The sequence below is a fragment of the Peribacillus glennii genome (assembly GCF_003429105.1).
Classification (GTDB): Bacteria; Bacillota; Bacilli; order Bacillales; family DSM-1321; genus Peribacillus; species Peribacillus glennii.
On record NZ_QVTD01000006.1, the window covers coordinates 21,382 to 37,334 of the forward strand.

The 15,953-nt window shown below is 46.0% G+C and carries 13 protein-coding genes; all 13 read right to left on the minus strand.

Going from position 1 to position 15,953, the window contains the following annotated elements:
* Positions 1–140: 140 nt before the first annotated feature.
* Positions 141–1,130 (minus strand): signal recognition particle-docking protein FtsY, encoded by a 990-nt coding sequence (gene ftsY / locus D0466_RS11240; protein WP_117322680.1) that lies wholly within the window; start codon positions 1,128–1,130, stop codon positions 141–143.
* A 67-nt stretch (positions 1,131–1,197) separates the two neighbouring features.
* A complete protein-coding gene (smc, locus tag D0466_RS11245) occupies positions 1,198–4,764 on the minus strand; it encodes a chromosome segregation protein SMC (protein WP_117322681.1) in 3,567 nt (1,188 codons plus the stop codon).
* 286 nt (positions 4,765–5,050) lie between these two features.
* Positions 5,051–5,782 carry a ribonuclease III gene (gene rnc, locus D0466_RS11250; protein ID WP_117322682.1) on the minus strand — a complete coding sequence of 244 codons (732 nt, stop codon included), beginning with the start codon at positions 5,780–5,782 and terminating at the stop codon, positions 5,051–5,053.
* Between the two features lie 153 nt (positions 5,783–5,935).
* The gene (locus D0466_RS11255; RefSeq protein WP_117322683.1) at positions 5,936–6,169 is read right to left on the minus strand and encodes an acyl carrier protein; all 234 of its coding nucleotides are present in this window, start codon (positions 6,167–6,169) and stop codon (positions 5,936–5,938) included.
* A gap of 101 nt (positions 6,170–6,270) precedes the next feature.
* On the minus strand, positions 6,271–7,014 hold the full coding sequence (gene fabG / locus D0466_RS11260; protein WP_117322684.1) for a 3-oxoacyl-[acyl-carrier-protein] reductase: 744 nt from the start codon (positions 7,012–7,014) through the stop codon (positions 6,271–6,273).
* Complete coding sequence (fabD, locus tag D0466_RS11265; RefSeq protein ID WP_117322685.1) at positions 7,011–7,958, minus strand: ACP S-malonyltransferase; 948 nt, start codon at positions 7,956–7,958, stop codon at positions 7,011–7,013. Before fabD ends, fabG begins: the two co-directional genes overlap by 4 nt.
* A gap of 24 nt (positions 7,959–7,982) precedes the next feature.
* Complete coding sequence (plsX, locus tag D0466_RS11270; RefSeq protein WP_117322686.1) at positions 7,983–8,966, minus strand: phosphate acyltransferase PlsX; 984 nt, start codon at positions 8,964–8,966, stop codon at positions 7,983–7,985.
* Positions 8,963–9,544 carry a transcription factor FapR gene (gene fapR / locus D0466_RS11275; protein WP_117322687.1) on the minus strand — a complete coding sequence of 194 codons (582 nt, stop codon included), beginning with the start codon at positions 9,542–9,544 and terminating at the stop codon, positions 8,963–8,965. Before fapR ends, plsX begins: the two co-directional genes overlap by 4 nt.
* Positions 9,545–9,836: 292 nt before the next feature.
* Positions 9,837–11,885 (minus strand): ATP-dependent DNA helicase RecG, encoded by a 2,049-nt coding sequence (gene recG, locus D0466_RS11280; RefSeq protein ID WP_117322688.1) that lies wholly within the window; start codon positions 11,883–11,885, stop codon positions 9,837–9,839.
* A complete protein-coding gene (sdaAA, locus tag D0466_RS11285; RefSeq protein WP_117322689.1) occupies positions 11,882–12,766 on the minus strand; it encodes an L-serine ammonia-lyase, iron-sulfur-dependent, subunit alpha in 885 nt (294 codons plus the stop codon). Before sdaAA ends, recG begins: the two co-directional genes overlap by 4 nt.
* A gap of 51 nt (positions 12,767–12,817) precedes the next feature.
* A complete protein-coding gene (sdaAB, locus tag D0466_RS11290) occupies positions 12,818–13,480 on the minus strand; it encodes an L-serine ammonia-lyase, iron-sulfur-dependent subunit beta (protein WP_117322690.1) in 663 nt (220 codons plus the stop codon).
* A 160-nt stretch (positions 13,481–13,640) separates the two neighbouring features.
* Complete coding sequence (locus tag D0466_RS11295; protein WP_117322691.1) at positions 13,641–15,323, minus strand: DAK2 domain-containing protein; 1,683 nt, start codon at positions 15,321–15,323, stop codon at positions 13,641–13,643.
* Positions 15,324–15,341: 18 nt separating this feature from the next.
* Positions 15,342–15,704: an Asp23/Gls24 family envelope stress response protein gene (locus D0466_RS11300; protein WP_101633117.1), complete on the minus strand. Its 363-nt coding sequence runs from the start codon at positions 15,702–15,704 to the stop codon at positions 15,342–15,344.
* Positions 15,705–15,953 lie beyond the last annotated feature (249 nt).

A 15,953-nucleotide genomic window follows, 5' to 3' on the forward strand; every position in this document is an offset into this window, starting at 1 on the left:
TGAAACATTAAGATGTTTGTTGCGGAATTGTTATTGCTGCGAATCCTGAAAAGTTTATAGAGAAATTCACTTTCGGCATTGTTGCTGCCGATGGCCTCTTTGTTGAAAAAAACCGAAGGGATTCTCCCTCCGGTATACAGTCATGCTTCTTCTTTTTCTACCAAATCAGCGAACAGTCCGTACACATACTTTTCCGGATCGAATTCCTGAAGGTCGTCCATGCGCTCCCCAAGACCGACGAACTTAACCGGAATCGATAATTCATTGCGGATCGCAAGGACAATGCCGCCCTTCGCGGTGCCGTCAAGTTTTGTAAGCACGATCCCTGAAACATCGGTTGCTTCCTTGAACGTTTTCGCCTGGATTAATGCGTTCTGTCCTGTTGTTGCATCAAGCACAAGCAGTACTTCATGCGGCGCACCTGGAACTTCTCGTTCAATCACGCGTTTGACTTTTTCCAGCTCTTTCATCAAGTTCACTTTATTCTGAAGCCGTCCTGCGGTATCGCATATGAGAATATCAGCTTTGCGGGCTTTCGCCGATTGGATTGCATCGTACATGACAGCAGCTGGATCAGAGCCTTCCCCCTGCTTGATAACTTCGACTCCGACGCGGCTGCCCCAAACTTCAAGCTGTTCAATGGCCCCGGCACGGAATGTATCTCCCGCAGCAAGGATGACTGATTTTCCTTCTTCTTTAAACTTATGGGCCAGTTTGCCGATGGTTGTCGTTTTCCCGACACCATTAACACCAACAAAGAGAATGACCGTAAGTCCTTCACGCTGAATATTCAGCACTCTTGACGCATCGTCCTCTCCCTGATAAATCTCCACCAGCTTTTCTGAAATGACCGATTGCACTTCTTTCGTATCGGAAATATTTCGCCGCTTGACTTCCGTTTTCAGTTCGTCAATCAGCTCCATCACCGTTTCAAACCCTACATCGGCCCCGATCAGGATTTCCTCAAGCTCCTCAAAAAACTCCTCGTCCACTTTGCGGTAACGGGCCACCAGGTCATTCACCCTCCCAGCAAATGAATCCCGCGTTTTTGTGAGACCCTCTTTAAATTTTTCGGAAACGGAATCCGTCTGATTCGTAAATTTTTCCTTCAGCTTCTTAAAAAAGCTCATAAAATCACTCCTGTGCTAAATAGTAATGCAACGATTATCATCACCGTAATATCATATCCGGTTATTGTTAAGCCTTGGCAAATTCGTTCGTTTCTCCCAACCGCACCGACACAAGTTTTGACACTCCTGATTCCTGCATCGTTACGCCATACAGGACATCAGCTTCCTCCATTGTCCCCTTGCGATGGGTAATGACGATAAATTGCGTGTCAGTGCTAAACCGTTTTAAAAAGTGGCTGAAACGAACCACGTTCGCCTCGTCGAGCGCAGCTTCGACTTCATCAAGGATACAAAATGGCACAGGCCTGACCTTCAGGATGGAAAACAAGAGTGCGATTGCGGTCAAAGCACGTTCTCCTCCTGACAGAAGCCCAAGATTCTGCAGTTTTTTGCCCGGCGGCTGGGCGATGATATCGACGCCGGTGTTCAGTAATTCATCCGGATCCGTGAGCTTTAATTCCGCTCTTCCGCCGCCAAAGAGTTCTCTGAAAACTTGTCCAAATTGTTCGCGTATGGAAAAAAAGCTATCCGCAAACCGGCGTTTCATTTCATCATCCATTTCTTCAATCACCTGGAATAACGTGTCCTTCGCCTGCTGCAGGTCGTCTTTTTGTTCAATCAGGAATTCATATCGTTCAGAAACCCTCTCATATTCTTCAATGGCCCCAAGGTTGACCGTCCCAAGCTCCTCGATTGCAAGCTTAATTAATTTAACCTTTTTCTTCGCTTCCTCAGCATCAATTTCCAGAGGGAATTTCTCTTTCGCCCCTTCAAACGTGAGGAGATATTCTTCCCTTAAATGGTCGAGACGATTTTCTAATTCAACGTCCAGCCTGTTCAATTTCACTTCTTCATCTTTTACAATCTCTGAAATCCCTTTATGCCGGCGTTTCAATTCCTTCAGCCCGAGTTCAAGCTTATCGAGGTCTTCCTGGTAAATTGCACGTTCCTCTTTGTTGGAAGCTAATGATCGCACAGCCTGCGTTTTTTCTTCCAGCTTCTTCTTTGCCGCCTGGTCAAGCGATTCTTCCCCGCTGGAATTATCGAACATTTCATTAGTAAGCAGCGATAGATCTTCCCTTTGTTCCGCGGACCGTTCCGAAACGTTCGACAGCTCCCGTTCCAGCCTTTGATATTTTTCTTGTTGGTTTTGCAACTGTTGACGTTTTGAAGCTAACATAACCCTTAGCTCATTCGTTTCTTCAGCGAGGACTTCCTTGGACGACTGCTGTAATTGTTTCTGCCTGGTAAGCTCTTCTATTTGCTCATCAAGTTTTTTGGTCTCCGCTTCGCAGTTTTCCAGCACCTTTTGCAAGGTCCCGACCCTATTATTTTTTTCACGCTGTTCTTCTCTTAAAGTTTTTTTATCGAGATCATACAGATGGAGTCTCTCGTTTACGTTCTTCTCCTCTATTTCCACTTCACGGATTTCGCCCTTAAGCGATTGTTCCCTTAAGCGAAGGGCTTCCCCTGATTTTCGGATTTCTTCAATTCTATCTTCCTGTTTGGCTGTATCGATCTTCAGCTGCTTTACATGCCATTCAAGTTTGCCCGTCTTGTCTTCCATACCTGCGAGCTTTTCCTTTAATTCCTCAAGTTCTCCTTTTCTCGAGAGCAAAGACGACCCCTTCTGCCTCAGGGAACCTCCCGTCATCGAACCTCCGGGATTGACAATATCGCCATCAAGGGTGACAAATCTGTATTTATGCCCTACTAGCTTCGCTAACTCATTGGCCCCTTTTAAATCCTCAGTAATGACAACCGTTCCCAAAAGATTAGTGGCAACCTGCCTGTATCGATCATCATACTTGATTAAATCAGCGGCGCTTCCGATAAAGGATTGGTGGCCTTTCATTACTGAAAGCTGGGAACCTGGAATCTCACGGCCTTTGATGACGGAAAGGGGAAGAAACGTTGCCCGGCCATAGCCATTCTTCTTCAAATAGGCAATGGCGCCCCTGGCATTTTCTTCATTGTCCATGACTATATGCTGCATCGATCCCCCAAGTGCTGTCTCAATCGCGGTCTGATACTCCTTTGGCACTGAAATCAACTCGGCAATTGCGCCTTCTACACCAGGCAGCGAGCGGTTTTTTTGTTTTAAAACTTCCTTAACGCCCTGGAAAAAACCTGTGTAATCATCCTCCATTTCCTCCAGGATTTGCTTGCGGGATTTTGCCTGCTGCAAGAACTGGAGAGCCTGGTACAAAGTCGTTTCCTGTTTTTGAAAAGTAGTCTTTAGCTGTTCGGATTTTCTCTGTTCCTCTCTATAAAGCTGAACGTGTTGCTCTATCTGCTGGTGCACATCCTCAAGCAGACCCTGCAGGCCGGCCTTCTTTTCAACTATTTCCTGCCGCACGGAGAGAAACTTTGCATTATCCTCGTCAAGCCTGGAATTACGGTGTTCATGCATGCTTTGCTGCTGTTGTAAAATTGAGAGCTCGTTCCTTGCTGTAGCCTGCTTATTCAGCCATTCGATATAATCGGTTTTCAGGGCTTCTATTGCCTCATCAGGATTCGTCTTGAAAAGACTAAAGCTTTTTTGTTTTTCAGCCAAGCTTTTCTGAAGTCCCTCCACTTCTGAAACGAGCCGGGCAAGATGTTTTTTCTCCTGCTCCTTTTCCGCTGTTAATTCGATGATCCTTTTTTCTGCTTCCTCGATCGACTTTTGAAGCTGGTGTTTATTTTGACTGGCGTTTTTCTTTCTCTCCTTCAGTACTTCCCTGCGCCCTTCAAGCTTTTCAAGCTCTTCACTCGCCTTAAGCAATTGCTCATGGAGCTGGGATGCTTTCTCATCCAGTGCAAACATGTTATTCCGGATTTCTTCCACACTGGATTCCTTTTGTTGAAGTTCAAGAGACATCTTCATCTCCAGATGATGATGCTCCTCCATTTCGCTTGAGAGTCTTTCCCACTTTTCGTGGAGTACCTCGATCTCATGGACGGTCAACGCCACTTCAATTTTTTCGAGTTCCTCTTTTTTTTCCAGAAACTCTTTTGCGAGGGAGGATTGGATTTTAAGAGGTTCAACCTGTCCCTCGAGTTCGGACAGGATATCGTTGACCCTGTTAAGGTTTTCCTGTGTCTCCGTAAGCTTGCTTTCCGCCTTTTTTTTGCGGGTCTTGTATTTTAAAACTCCGGCTGCTTCCTCGAATATGACCCGTCTCTCTTCGGATTTGCTGCTCAGGATTTCTTCGACCTTTCCCTGGCTTATGATGGAAAAGGCTTCACGCCCGAGCCCCGAATCCATGAATAAATCCACGATATCCTTCAGCCTGCAGGACTGGTTATTAATAAAAAATTCACTGTCCCCGGATCTGCTCACTCGCCGGGTAACACTCACTTCATGGAAGTCGATCGGCAGCGAATTGGTGCTATTATCAAGCGTTAATGACACTTCTGCGTAATTAAGGGCCTTCCTTGAATCACTGCCCGCAAATATAATATCTTCCATTTTGGCTCCGCGCAGCGACTTGGCAGACTGCTCACCGAGCACCCAGCGAATCGCATCCGTGATATTGCTCTTGCCGCTTCCATTAGGCCCTACCACAGCTGTTACGCCTGGAACAAAGTCTACAGAAATTTTTTCTGCGAATGATTTGAATCCTGCCACGTCCAAGCGTTTGAGGAACATTTCATTTCCCCCCATCTTTAGAAAAGCGCAAGCGCTTATTATAATCCACATCGACTAACATCTGCCACGTCCTCGAAAAGCTATCGCTTTCCTTCGTCCGATATTATTGCTGCCCCAGTGTTCCTTGTCCTGTGGCAAAAGTCTACCTGAGCTCAAGGAGTACTTCAGGAAACTCCTCGTAGCCAAAAAGTCTTTGGTTTTTTTGATGACATCCTCGAAAAGCTTCGCTTTCCTTCGTGCAGTGTATCGCTCCCGAAGCATTCCTTGTCCTGTGCATTCGGCTTTTTTAATGCCTTTTTTCTTTTATCGCATTCAGCGCTTGCTGTGCTGCACTCTGTTCTGCTTCTTTTTTCGATTTGCCGGTACCGCTTCCCATTGTTTGACCGTTTAAGGTTACGGTTGAAACAAATTCCCGGTTGTGGGCAGGGCCCTTTTCCTGAAGAATGCGATATTCCAAAAAACCTGTTCCATCTCTTTGGACCAATTCCTGCAATTGGCTCTTATAATCCATCACATGAGAAAAAGCACCCTCGTTGATCTTGGGAAACACGACTTTTTGCAAAAACTGGACAACAGCATCCAGACCCAAATCCAAATATAATGCACCGATGAAGGCTTCAAATACATCAGCAAGCAAAGCTGGCCGTTCCCTTCCGCCAGTCAATTCCTCGCCTTTTCCCAAAAGGACCAATTCCCCGAAGGAAAGAGAGTTGGCAAAGAAAACCAGCGAAGGCTCGCAAACGATTGCCGCCCTAAGCTTTGTAAGTTCCCCTTCACTCATTAGTGGATATTTGTTATATAAAAAATTGGAAATGGTAAGCTCCAAAACCGCGTCACCTAAAAATTCAAGCCTTTCATTATCCTCGTATGGCTTCCGGCGATGCTCATTCACATAAGATGAATGGGTAAATGCTTGCTTCAGCAGCTTCTCGTCGTGAAACTGAAAGCCGATTTTTTCCTGAAATTGTTTAAATGTATGTTCCGATCCTTGTCTACGATTGGTTCCGTTCCTGCGCATACAGTCCTCCGTAATTGTCAAAAAAATCAATTGCCATAACGGCCCAAAGCCGGTCCTCCGTTTGTTTGTCCAGTATTATCTTACCCAAATGCCGGCATAAGAGAAAGCCCCGTTTAAAAAAACGGAGCTTCACGGCCCTCCCGAGAGCATTAATTACATAGTGCTTTGTATGTAATTCACAGCATCTCCAACTGTGACGATTTTTTCAGCATCATCATCTGAAATTTCCATTCCAAACTCGTCTTCCAGTTCCATAACCAATTCGACTACATCAAGTGAGTCAGCGCCCAGGTCTTCTTTGAATGAAGCTTCAGGCTTCACTTCAGACTCTTCAACGCCCAATCTGTCTACAACGATCTTCGTTACACGCTCTAATACATCTGCCAATGCATTCACCTCCCCTCGGGGACATTATAGTGTATTTCGCTGAAATAATAAATATTTTATTGCGGAAGAATCATGCACCAAAAGCAGGTTAACATAAAGGACTACATCACCATGCCGCCGTCGACATGAAGTGTTTGTCCTGTCATATAAGCTCCAGCTTCAGTAGCAAGGAATGCCGTAACACCGGCGATATCTTTCGGATCACCGAACCTGGCCAGCGGAATCTGCTTCAGCATAGCCTCTTTGACTTCATCTGCCAGTTTATCTGTCATATCAGTGGAAATAAAGCCTGGCGCCACCGCATTCACGGTAATTCCCCTTGATGCAAGCTCCTTTGCAGCCGTTTTTGTCAATCCAATGACTCCCGCTTTCGCTGCAACATAATTAGCTTGTCCGGGATTTCCGCTGACACCTACAATTGAAGCAATGTTGATGATGCGGCCGCTCCTTTGCTTCATCATTTGGCGCGTGACAGCCTTGGTGCAAAGGAATACGCCCTTCAAATTCGTATTGATGACATCATCCCATTCATCTTCCTTCATTCTCATCAGCAGGTTATCACGGGTAATTCCCGCGTTATTCACAAGAATATCAAGGGATCCAAATTCATCGATCACACTTTTTACCATGGATGTGACAGATTCCGAATTGGAAACGTCACATTGGACAGTGATCGCGGATTTCCCCATTGCTTTGATTTCATCGACAACCTCATTCGCTTTTGCCTCGCTGCCTGAGTAATTGACTGCAACGTTTGCGCCCTGCCGCGCAAGTTCAAGCGCAATTTCACGGCCGATGCCTCTCGACGCCCCGGTAACAAGCGCCGCTTTGCCGTTCAGCGTCATACATTCGTCCCCCTTACTGATTCGACTGTTTTTAGCAGGCTCTCCTTATCTGAAACCGAAAAAATCCGTGCAGAACGGTCAATTTTTTTAATCAAACCGCTGAGGACTTTCCCGGGGCCGACTTCGATAAAGGTACTAACCCCAACGGACAGCATTTTTTTTACACTGTCCTCCCATAAAACCGGCGAATACAACTGCTCGATAAGCTTCTCTTTTATCTCTTCCGGTTTATATATCGGCGCAGCTATCACATTGGAAATTACCGGTATATTGGCATCTATGACGGTAACTTCTTCCAGGACTTCTTTCAAGCGGGATGCTGCAGGCTTCATTAATGAAGAATGGAACGGCCCGCTTACATCAAGCGGTATAGCACGCTTTGCCCCGTTCTCCTTTGCGAGTTCACTGGCTTGTTTAACACCATCTGTGCTGCCTGAAATGACAATCTGCCCTGGACAGTTTATATTAGCAAGCTGAACCGGATTCCCTCCCTCTGTTACCTGTCTCGTAATTTCATTTAAGGGTTGACGGCCCATCCCAAGGATCGCCGCCATGGTGCCTTGCCCGTTCGGAACAGCTTCCTCCATAAATTCACCGCGTTTCCTGACAGTATAAACTGCGTCATCAAAGCTTAAGGACCCTGATGCGACAAGAGCGGAATATTCACCGAGACTGTGGCCGGCAGTATAGTCGGGCTTAATTCCCGCTTCCGACAGCGCCTGGAACATAACATAGCTGGCAGTCAATAACGCAGGTTGGGCATTTGTTGTTAAAGTAAGCTCATCCTGCGGACCGGAAAACATCAATTGGGACAGCGAGTAACCTAATTTTTCATCTGCCGCGCGAAAAATATCTTTCGCGGCCTCGGACTTTTCAAATAAATCTTTCCCCATTCCAACAGTTTGTGAACCCTGGCCGGGAAATACAAAAGCGATTTTTCCCATTTACTCACTTCCTCCCTAGAAAGGTTATCGATTTTCGACCATGGAGCTAATATTCTTTATGACATTATGCTGCACCATTTCCCTCGTTTGCCTGATTGCATTAAATATCGCATTGGCATCAGAAGAGCCATGGGCCTTAATGACCGGTGCCTTCAATCCAAATAATCCGGCACCCCCGTATTCGGAATAATCCATTTGGTTTTTGATGACTCTAAGTTCCGGCTTCAAAACGGCCGCAGCAAGTTTGCTTTTCAGGTTGCTTGTCAGTGCCGTTTTCAGCATTGAAAAGACAGACATCGCTGTCCCTTCTATCGTCTTCAATACCATGTTGCCGGTAAATCCGTCCGTAACGACGACATCTGCAGCTCCCTCCAGCAAATCCCTGGCTTCAACGTTGCCAATAAAATTGATGCCGGCTTCTTTTAGCAGGTCAAAGGCATGCTTTGTGAGTTCATTGCCTTTCTTTTCTTCTGTACCTATATTTAACAATCCGACACGGGGAGCGGCAATCCCTCTCACATTCTGGGAATATACCGATCCCATGATCGCAAACTGCAGCAAATGCTCAGGTTTTGCATCTGAATTAGCGCCAACATCTAACAGCACAAATCCTTTTCCGTCGATGGTCGGCAGGGTCGGAGCCAGTGCAGGACGTTCGATGCCTTCGATGCGGCCAACCACAAACAATCCTGCCGCCATCAATGCTCCGGTGTTTCCGGCTGAAATGCAAGCATCGGCTGCTCCATCGGCAACCTGTTGTGCAGCCAGCACCATTGATGCTGTTTTTTTCCGGCGGACAGCGCGTACCGGCTCGTCAGTTGCCAATATTTTTTCTTCTGTATGTAAAATAAAAACTCTTTCACTTTCCGTTAAATGGTTATTAATTTCAGTCTCGTTTCCCACAAGCAGGATTTCAAGATCGGAGAATTCCCGAACCGCTTTTATGGCACCGAGTACGACTTCTTTCGGAGCATTGTCCCCGCCCATTGCATCAATGGCTATTTTCATTCATCTTCATCCTTTTCTAAATTCGAACGGAACATTTCAAATTCCCCTTTAAAAACCATTTCCGGGCCGACAAAACTGTTCACTTCTACGATTGTTCTGCCCCCGGGAGTTCCGGAATTCAGCACTATAGCTTTTGCAACAACCCTTTCATTCTCTCTTACCGAACGGGAGAACAATATATTTGCCTTTGCCGTAAGCGCAAGCTCATCATTTATGACGGCCACTGCCAAAGAATTGGCCTGAGCAAATAAGTGGTGGCCCCTCGCAATGCCATTCCGCTTAAAAACATGTTCTTTTTTTATATCTAAAATGGAAATAGCATTCTTATCCAGATTAATATCGATTACTTCTCCAATCACTTCGTCGAGAGGCAGGGCGCGGATTTCGTCACTGAACCTTTTTTCGGCAACGCTTTTAATCCTTTCCCTCAGCTCAGGAATCGAAAGCTCCAGACGGTCAAGCCTGACTGTCTGGACACTCACAGAGTATCGATCAGCCAGCTCTTCATCTGTTATGAAAGGATTTTCCTTAATCGTCTCCATTAACAGGCGCTGGCGCTCCTTCTTATTCATTCGCATATGAAGGTCACCATCCGTAGTATTATGACTAGGTACTAATAGTAGTATATATATTTATATAACAGATTGCAATAAGAAAACCGGAAACGCCCGACATTGGAACATCGGCTAAAACTGCCACGACCAGTGGCAACGTAGTCAATAGCACTCCCTGTATACGTCGGGGTTCGGCCCGCTGGCCGGTTAACCCCCTGTCCTGTTGAAACGCATCTGTATACGCTGAAGCCAGAAACTAAAAAGCTTATGTAGCTAATTTCTTTTACTAGTACTGATTCTTGCAACCTGATTTTGCTTAGTCGAGTTTATCCCCGTTTAGTACGCCGTTTTGTTCAAGATATTGCCGGAGCGGCAAGTATTCCTGCTCCGTCCAGAAACTCTGTGAAGCAATCAGTTTTGCTGCATCATCCCGCGCGACTTCCAGAGCCCGGTAATCATGGACCATGTCCGCTACCTTGAACTCAGGAAGGCCGCTTTGCTTCTTCCCAAAAAAATCCCCAGGACCTCTCAGTTCAAGGTCTTTTTCCGACAACACAAACCCATCATTTGTTTCGGTCATGATTTTCATACGTTCTTTCCCGAGTTCGGATTTAGGGTCGGCGAGCAAAATACAGTAGGATTGTTCGCTCCCCCTCCCTACCCGGCCGCGAAGCTGGTGGAGCTGCGCAAGCCCGAACCGCTCTGCGTCGTATATGACCATCACAGTTGCATTCGGGACATTTACGCCTACTTCAACAACAGTTGTCGATACAAGGACCTGCAGCTGATTTTCGCTAAATTCCTTCATGACTGATTCTTTCTCGTCCGACGGCAGCCGGCCATGCATCAAACCAACCTTGTAACGGCCGTTATAATACTGGGTCAGGGCGGCATGGACATCGAGTGCATTCTCGAGATCAAGCTTCTCGGATTCTTCGATCAATGGACAGATGACATATGCCTGCCTGCCTTTACGGAGTTCCTTTTCCACAAATCCAAGGATCCGGTCAAGCATATCATGCTTTGCCCAATGGGTTTCGATGGCTTTTCTCCCTGCCGGCATTTCATCGATGACGGATACATCCATTTCCCCAAAAACCGTAATGGCTAGTGTCCGGGGTATCGGTGTCGCGGTCATGAACAGCACATCGGGATTCTCTCCTTTTTCCCTGAGCACCCGCCGCTGTTCCACACCAAAACGGTGCTGCTCGTCGGTTATGACCAATCCGAGCTTGTTGAAGGCGACTTCTTCCTGTATTAATGCGTGGGTGCCTATCAATATATCAATTTCTCCTTCATTTAAAGATGTAAGGATCTCCCGCCGCTTCTTCCCCTTGACGGAACTGGTCAAAAGCGCAGTTTTCATTCCGGCTGGTGCCAGCATCGAATGAAGGGACCCTGCATGCTGCTCAGCCAGAATTTCAGTAGGCACCATAAGAGCACCCTGATATCCGGCCGTAACAGAAGCAAAAAGGGCTATCGCGGCTACCGCGGTTTTGCCCGATCCAACATCACCCTGAAGGAGCCTGTTCATTCTGTAGGGGGATTTCATATCTGTCAATATTTCATTTACCACCCGTTTCTGGGCATTGGTCAGCGTAAATGGCAAGGAATCTATGAATCCCTTTACACGGTCTAGTTTGTATGATTGCCGGATTCCTTTGGATTGCTCTCTTTGGACTTTCCGGATTGCCTGCATTTTCAGCTGGAAGAATAAAAATTCTTCGTAAACAAATCGTCTCCTGGCGTGTTTTACATCAGTGGCTGACGCAGGGAAATGCATGGCAAAAAGCGCATCTTGCCGGGAAGGGAGCTTGTAGCCCAGCAAAAATTCGCGGGGCAGGTTTTCTTCAATATACTGGCCATATTGTGAAAAAGCATTTGAAATATAACGGCGGAGACCTTTAACGGTTATGTTGCCTTTTATTGAATAAATCGGTTCAAATTCCTTTTCATTATGGTACGGGCCAATCCGGCATTCACTTCCGTTAATGCTCTGGCGGTGGCGGTCCCATTTGCCTGTGATGGTAACTGCATCACCAATTTTTAATTTATTTTTGAGATAAGGTTGATTGAAAAATGTGACAGTGATTAGATACCGTCCGACCAGCAGCTTAAACATCAGCCGGGATTTTTTTTTGCCAAAGTAACCAAGTGTCGGCTGGCTGTGTACTTTACCTTCAACGGTAACCCTTTCATCATGCCCGACTGTCTCCAGGTCTTTTAACCTGTAGTCCTCATACCGGTACGGGAGATGCTCCAAAAGGTCCGCTACCGTATGGATATTCATGTCATTAAGGGTCGCTGCCGTCTCATCGCCTATTCCTTTTATAGCTGTTACGGGATCGTGTATTCTTGATATCACTTTTTCGTAAGCGGCAGCCCGTAGATTTTCGCCTCCAGCTCCCTGCCGGTCGGTGTAGCCGCTAACCCTCCCTGCGCCGTTTCTCTTAATGCTGATGGCATTGATTGGCCGATTTTGAACATTGCCCCGATTACTTCATCGCAGGGAATCCGGCTTGTTATCCCTGCTAAGGCCATATCAGCCGCAACCATTGCGTTTGCTGCCCCCATGGCGTTCCTTTTCACGCATGGAACCTCTACAAGGCCCGCTACCGGATCACAAACAAGCCCAAGCATATTTTTCAGCGTGATTGCCATTGCCTCGGCACTTTGTGAAGGAGTGCCGCCCGCCATCTCTACGATTGCAGCCGCCGCCATTCCCGCTGCCGAACCCACCTCGGCCTGGCAGCCGCCCGCAGCGCCGGAAATGGATGCGTTATTCGCCAAGACAAATCCAAAAGCCCCTGCCGTGAATAAAAATTCCAGCTTTTGATCCCGCGTTGGATTCAGCTTGCGCTCGACGGCAAATAATGTACCGGGCACTACACCGGCTGAGCCTGCGGTGGGAGTGGCACAGATCGTTCCCATCGCAGCATTAACTTCATTCGTCGCAACAGCTTTACTTACAGCGTCCAGGAGCATCTCCCCTGAAAGATAATTCCCCTTTCGGATATATTCCTGAAGCAATACGGCATCCCCGCCTGTCAATCCGGAATGGGATTTTACACCCTTCAGTCCCCTTTTGACGGCCTTTTCCATAACATCCAAATTAATTTCCATCTTCCCAAGAATTTCTTCACGGGTCTTTCCTGTCACTTCCATTTCTTGCTCAATCATGATTTGTGAAATCTTGACGTTTTTTGACTCTGCTAATTCAACAAGTTCAGCTACATTGCGAAACATTGGTTTTCCTCCCTCCATCTTTTTGAAACCGTTTTCATATTCTTTCACTTCTTAATCCGCTATTCTAGAAACCTGGACAATGTTTGGAAGAGCTGAGATTTCGTCAAGTACCGCTTGTTCTAAATTTTGGTCAACCTCAATGGTCATCAAAGCCAATTTCCCTTTTTCCTTACGTGACACGTCCATTTGTCCGATATTAATCTGATGCCTGGCCAATACATTCGAAACGTTGGCAATAACCCCGGAACGGTCGTTATGGACAACAAGAATAGCGGGATGGTGTCCGGAAAGCCTTAGTACAAAACCGTTCAATTCGATAATTTCGATTTTGCCGCCCCCGATCGAGATTCCTGCTAATTCCATTTCATCTTTTTCATCGCCCATCGCTATTCTGACAGTATTAGGATGGTCGGTGATGGCATCTTCCTCGTTAAATTTTATTTTCATTTTTCTTTGTTTGGCTATTTTAAGAGAGTCTTTGATTCTATCATCGAATGTATCAAAATCGAGAAGGCCTCCTACTATTGCCACATCAGTTCCGTGGCCTTTATAGGTTTTTGCAAAAGAACCGTAAAAAGAAATCGCCGCCCATTTCGGTTCCCTTCCGAATAAATCCCGGGCAACCCTGCCAATTCTTGCAGCACCGGCTGTATGGGAACTGGATGGACCGATCATGACAGGGCCGATTATATCAAATACGCTTTTATATTTCATGGTCTGCCTCCTGGTTTACATATTGTCATGGCAAAACAGGGATCTCCCCCCCTCTTGCACATTATGATAATATTTTTTTACATCCATCCGCTTATCATTATCATACACCAATCCAATAAGAAACTGCACGGCCAAATGACACCGTGCAGCATTCGCGGGATTATTCAATTGAAAAAATAAAAGGATAGAGCGGCTGGTTTCCATTGTGGATTTCCAATTCCGCATCTTCGAACGTTTCTTTACAGAATGAAACCAGTTCATCAAGTTCCTCCGTGTTTACATCCTCACCATAAAGAATCGTGAGAATTTCAGAGTCCTCGTCCATCATATTGGATAAAAGTTCTTTTGCAGCCTCCAGCTTGTTCTTGTTTTTCACCTGGATTTTACCCTCGGCAAGACCCATGAAATCACCTGCTTCAATTTCCAGGCCTTCAATGCTTGTATCGCGAACGGCATGAGTAACTTGGCCTGTTTTGACATGCGACAGGGCTTCTTCCATTGCTTTTTTATTATCTTCAGGTGATAGCGCCGGGTTGAATGCCAATAAGGCGGCCATCCCTTGCGGTACTGTCCTTGAAGGGATTACGATGACATTGCCTTCGATCACCTGGGCAGCCTGCTCAGCTGCCATGATAATGTTTTTGTTATTAGGCAAAATGATAATATTCCTTGCATTAGCATCTTCCACAGCCTTGACGATATCCTCTGTACTTGGGTTCATCGTTTGTCCGCCTTCAATAACCGAGCTTGCCCCAATACTTTTAAATAACTCGCTTATTCCTGATCCCATGGCAACGGATACTACGCCGTATTCTTCTTTATCCTTTTGGGTTTTTCCATTGTCAGCCTTTAGGGCCGCATGGGTTTCGCCCACAATGCTCGAGTGCTGTTCTCGCATATTTTCAATCTTAAGCTTGATCAGGCTTCCGTATTGCTGGCCATAATTCAGGCAGTTTCCCGGCTCTTCGGAATGGATATGCACTTTCACGACTTCATCGTCAGAAATTACCAATAACGAATCACCGTACCCACTAAGGTCTTTACGGAAGGTCTCTTCATCAAAGGGATTCTTTGCAAGCTTGGCTGCTTCCAATTTCACCATGAATTCCGTACAATAGCCGTATACAATATCTTCCGTATTAATATGCCCCTGAACGTTCATATGGTGTTCAGCGCTGACAAGCTCATCCATGCTTGGCATATTCAACGGGGTTTCCGGGAGCTTTTCGCCTCTAAGCTCCGCCAGGAAACCTTCATAAACAAGCACCAATCCCTGGCCGCCGCTGTCGACGACGCCAACTTCCTTCAAAACAGGAAGAAGGTCCGGCGTCCTGTTAAGAGATGCCTTTGCTTCCTTAACAATATCGTCCATTACAAGGATGATATCTTTGTGTTTGTTCGCTGAAATCACAGCCTGTTTGGCCGCATCCTTTGCGACAGTCAATATTGTACCTTCAACAGGCTTCATGACTGCTTTATAAGCAGTTTCGACTCCAGCTTCAAACGCACCTGCAAATTCCTGACTGTTAATTGAATCCTTATTTTCAATTGATTTCGAGAAACCCCTGAATAATTGTGACAGGATTACACCCGAATTGCCCCGGGCCCCCATCAGCAAGCCCCTTGATAAAGAAGCGCCAACTTTCCCGATATGTTCCTGCACATTATTTTGAACTTCCTTTGCTCCGGAAGTCATTGACAAATTCATATTAGTCCCGGTATCTCCATCCGGGACTGGGAAAACGTTCAATGCATCAACCATCTTGGCATTGGCTGCCAAGTGGTTGGCACCCTGTATGATCATTTCCGCAAATCGTTTTCCGTTTATGCTTGTAATCGACACAAAACTTTCCTCCTAGTCCTAAGGGTTCGTCACACGGACTCCCTGTACAAAGATGTTTACGGAGTCAACAGCTAATCCGACCGTCTTATCCAGGGTGTATTTCACTTTAGATTGTACATTATGCGCAACCTCGGAAATTTTCGTTCCATAGCTTACGATAATGAACATATCGATATGTACTTCATCGTTTTCCTGGCGGACGATCACACCCTTAGTGAAGTTCTCTCTTCTCAATATTTCCGCGATGCCGTCCTTTAATTGCTTTTTGGAGGCCATCCCCACTATTCCGTAGCAATCGACAGCCGCTCCACCGGCAATTGTCGCGATTACATCGTTGGATATATCAATTTGCCCGAATTTCGTTTGCAATTCTATGGACATAAAACGCTCCCCCTTCTCTCAAATCTGCTTGGCTACAGTCATTTTACTATATTGTCACTTGTTTTAAAAGCGGGTAGTCGCACGTATACTAATAAACAATTCATTACGGGGGATGTCAAGGTTTTTTTCTTTAAACTCTTTTGCACAAGTATTGCATTATGATAGCGGATATGATAAATTATTAAAGTATTTCTAATAAGACTTAAGATAATTTGAAACTTAAGGTTGCGTAAGTAAGGAGGGAATAAT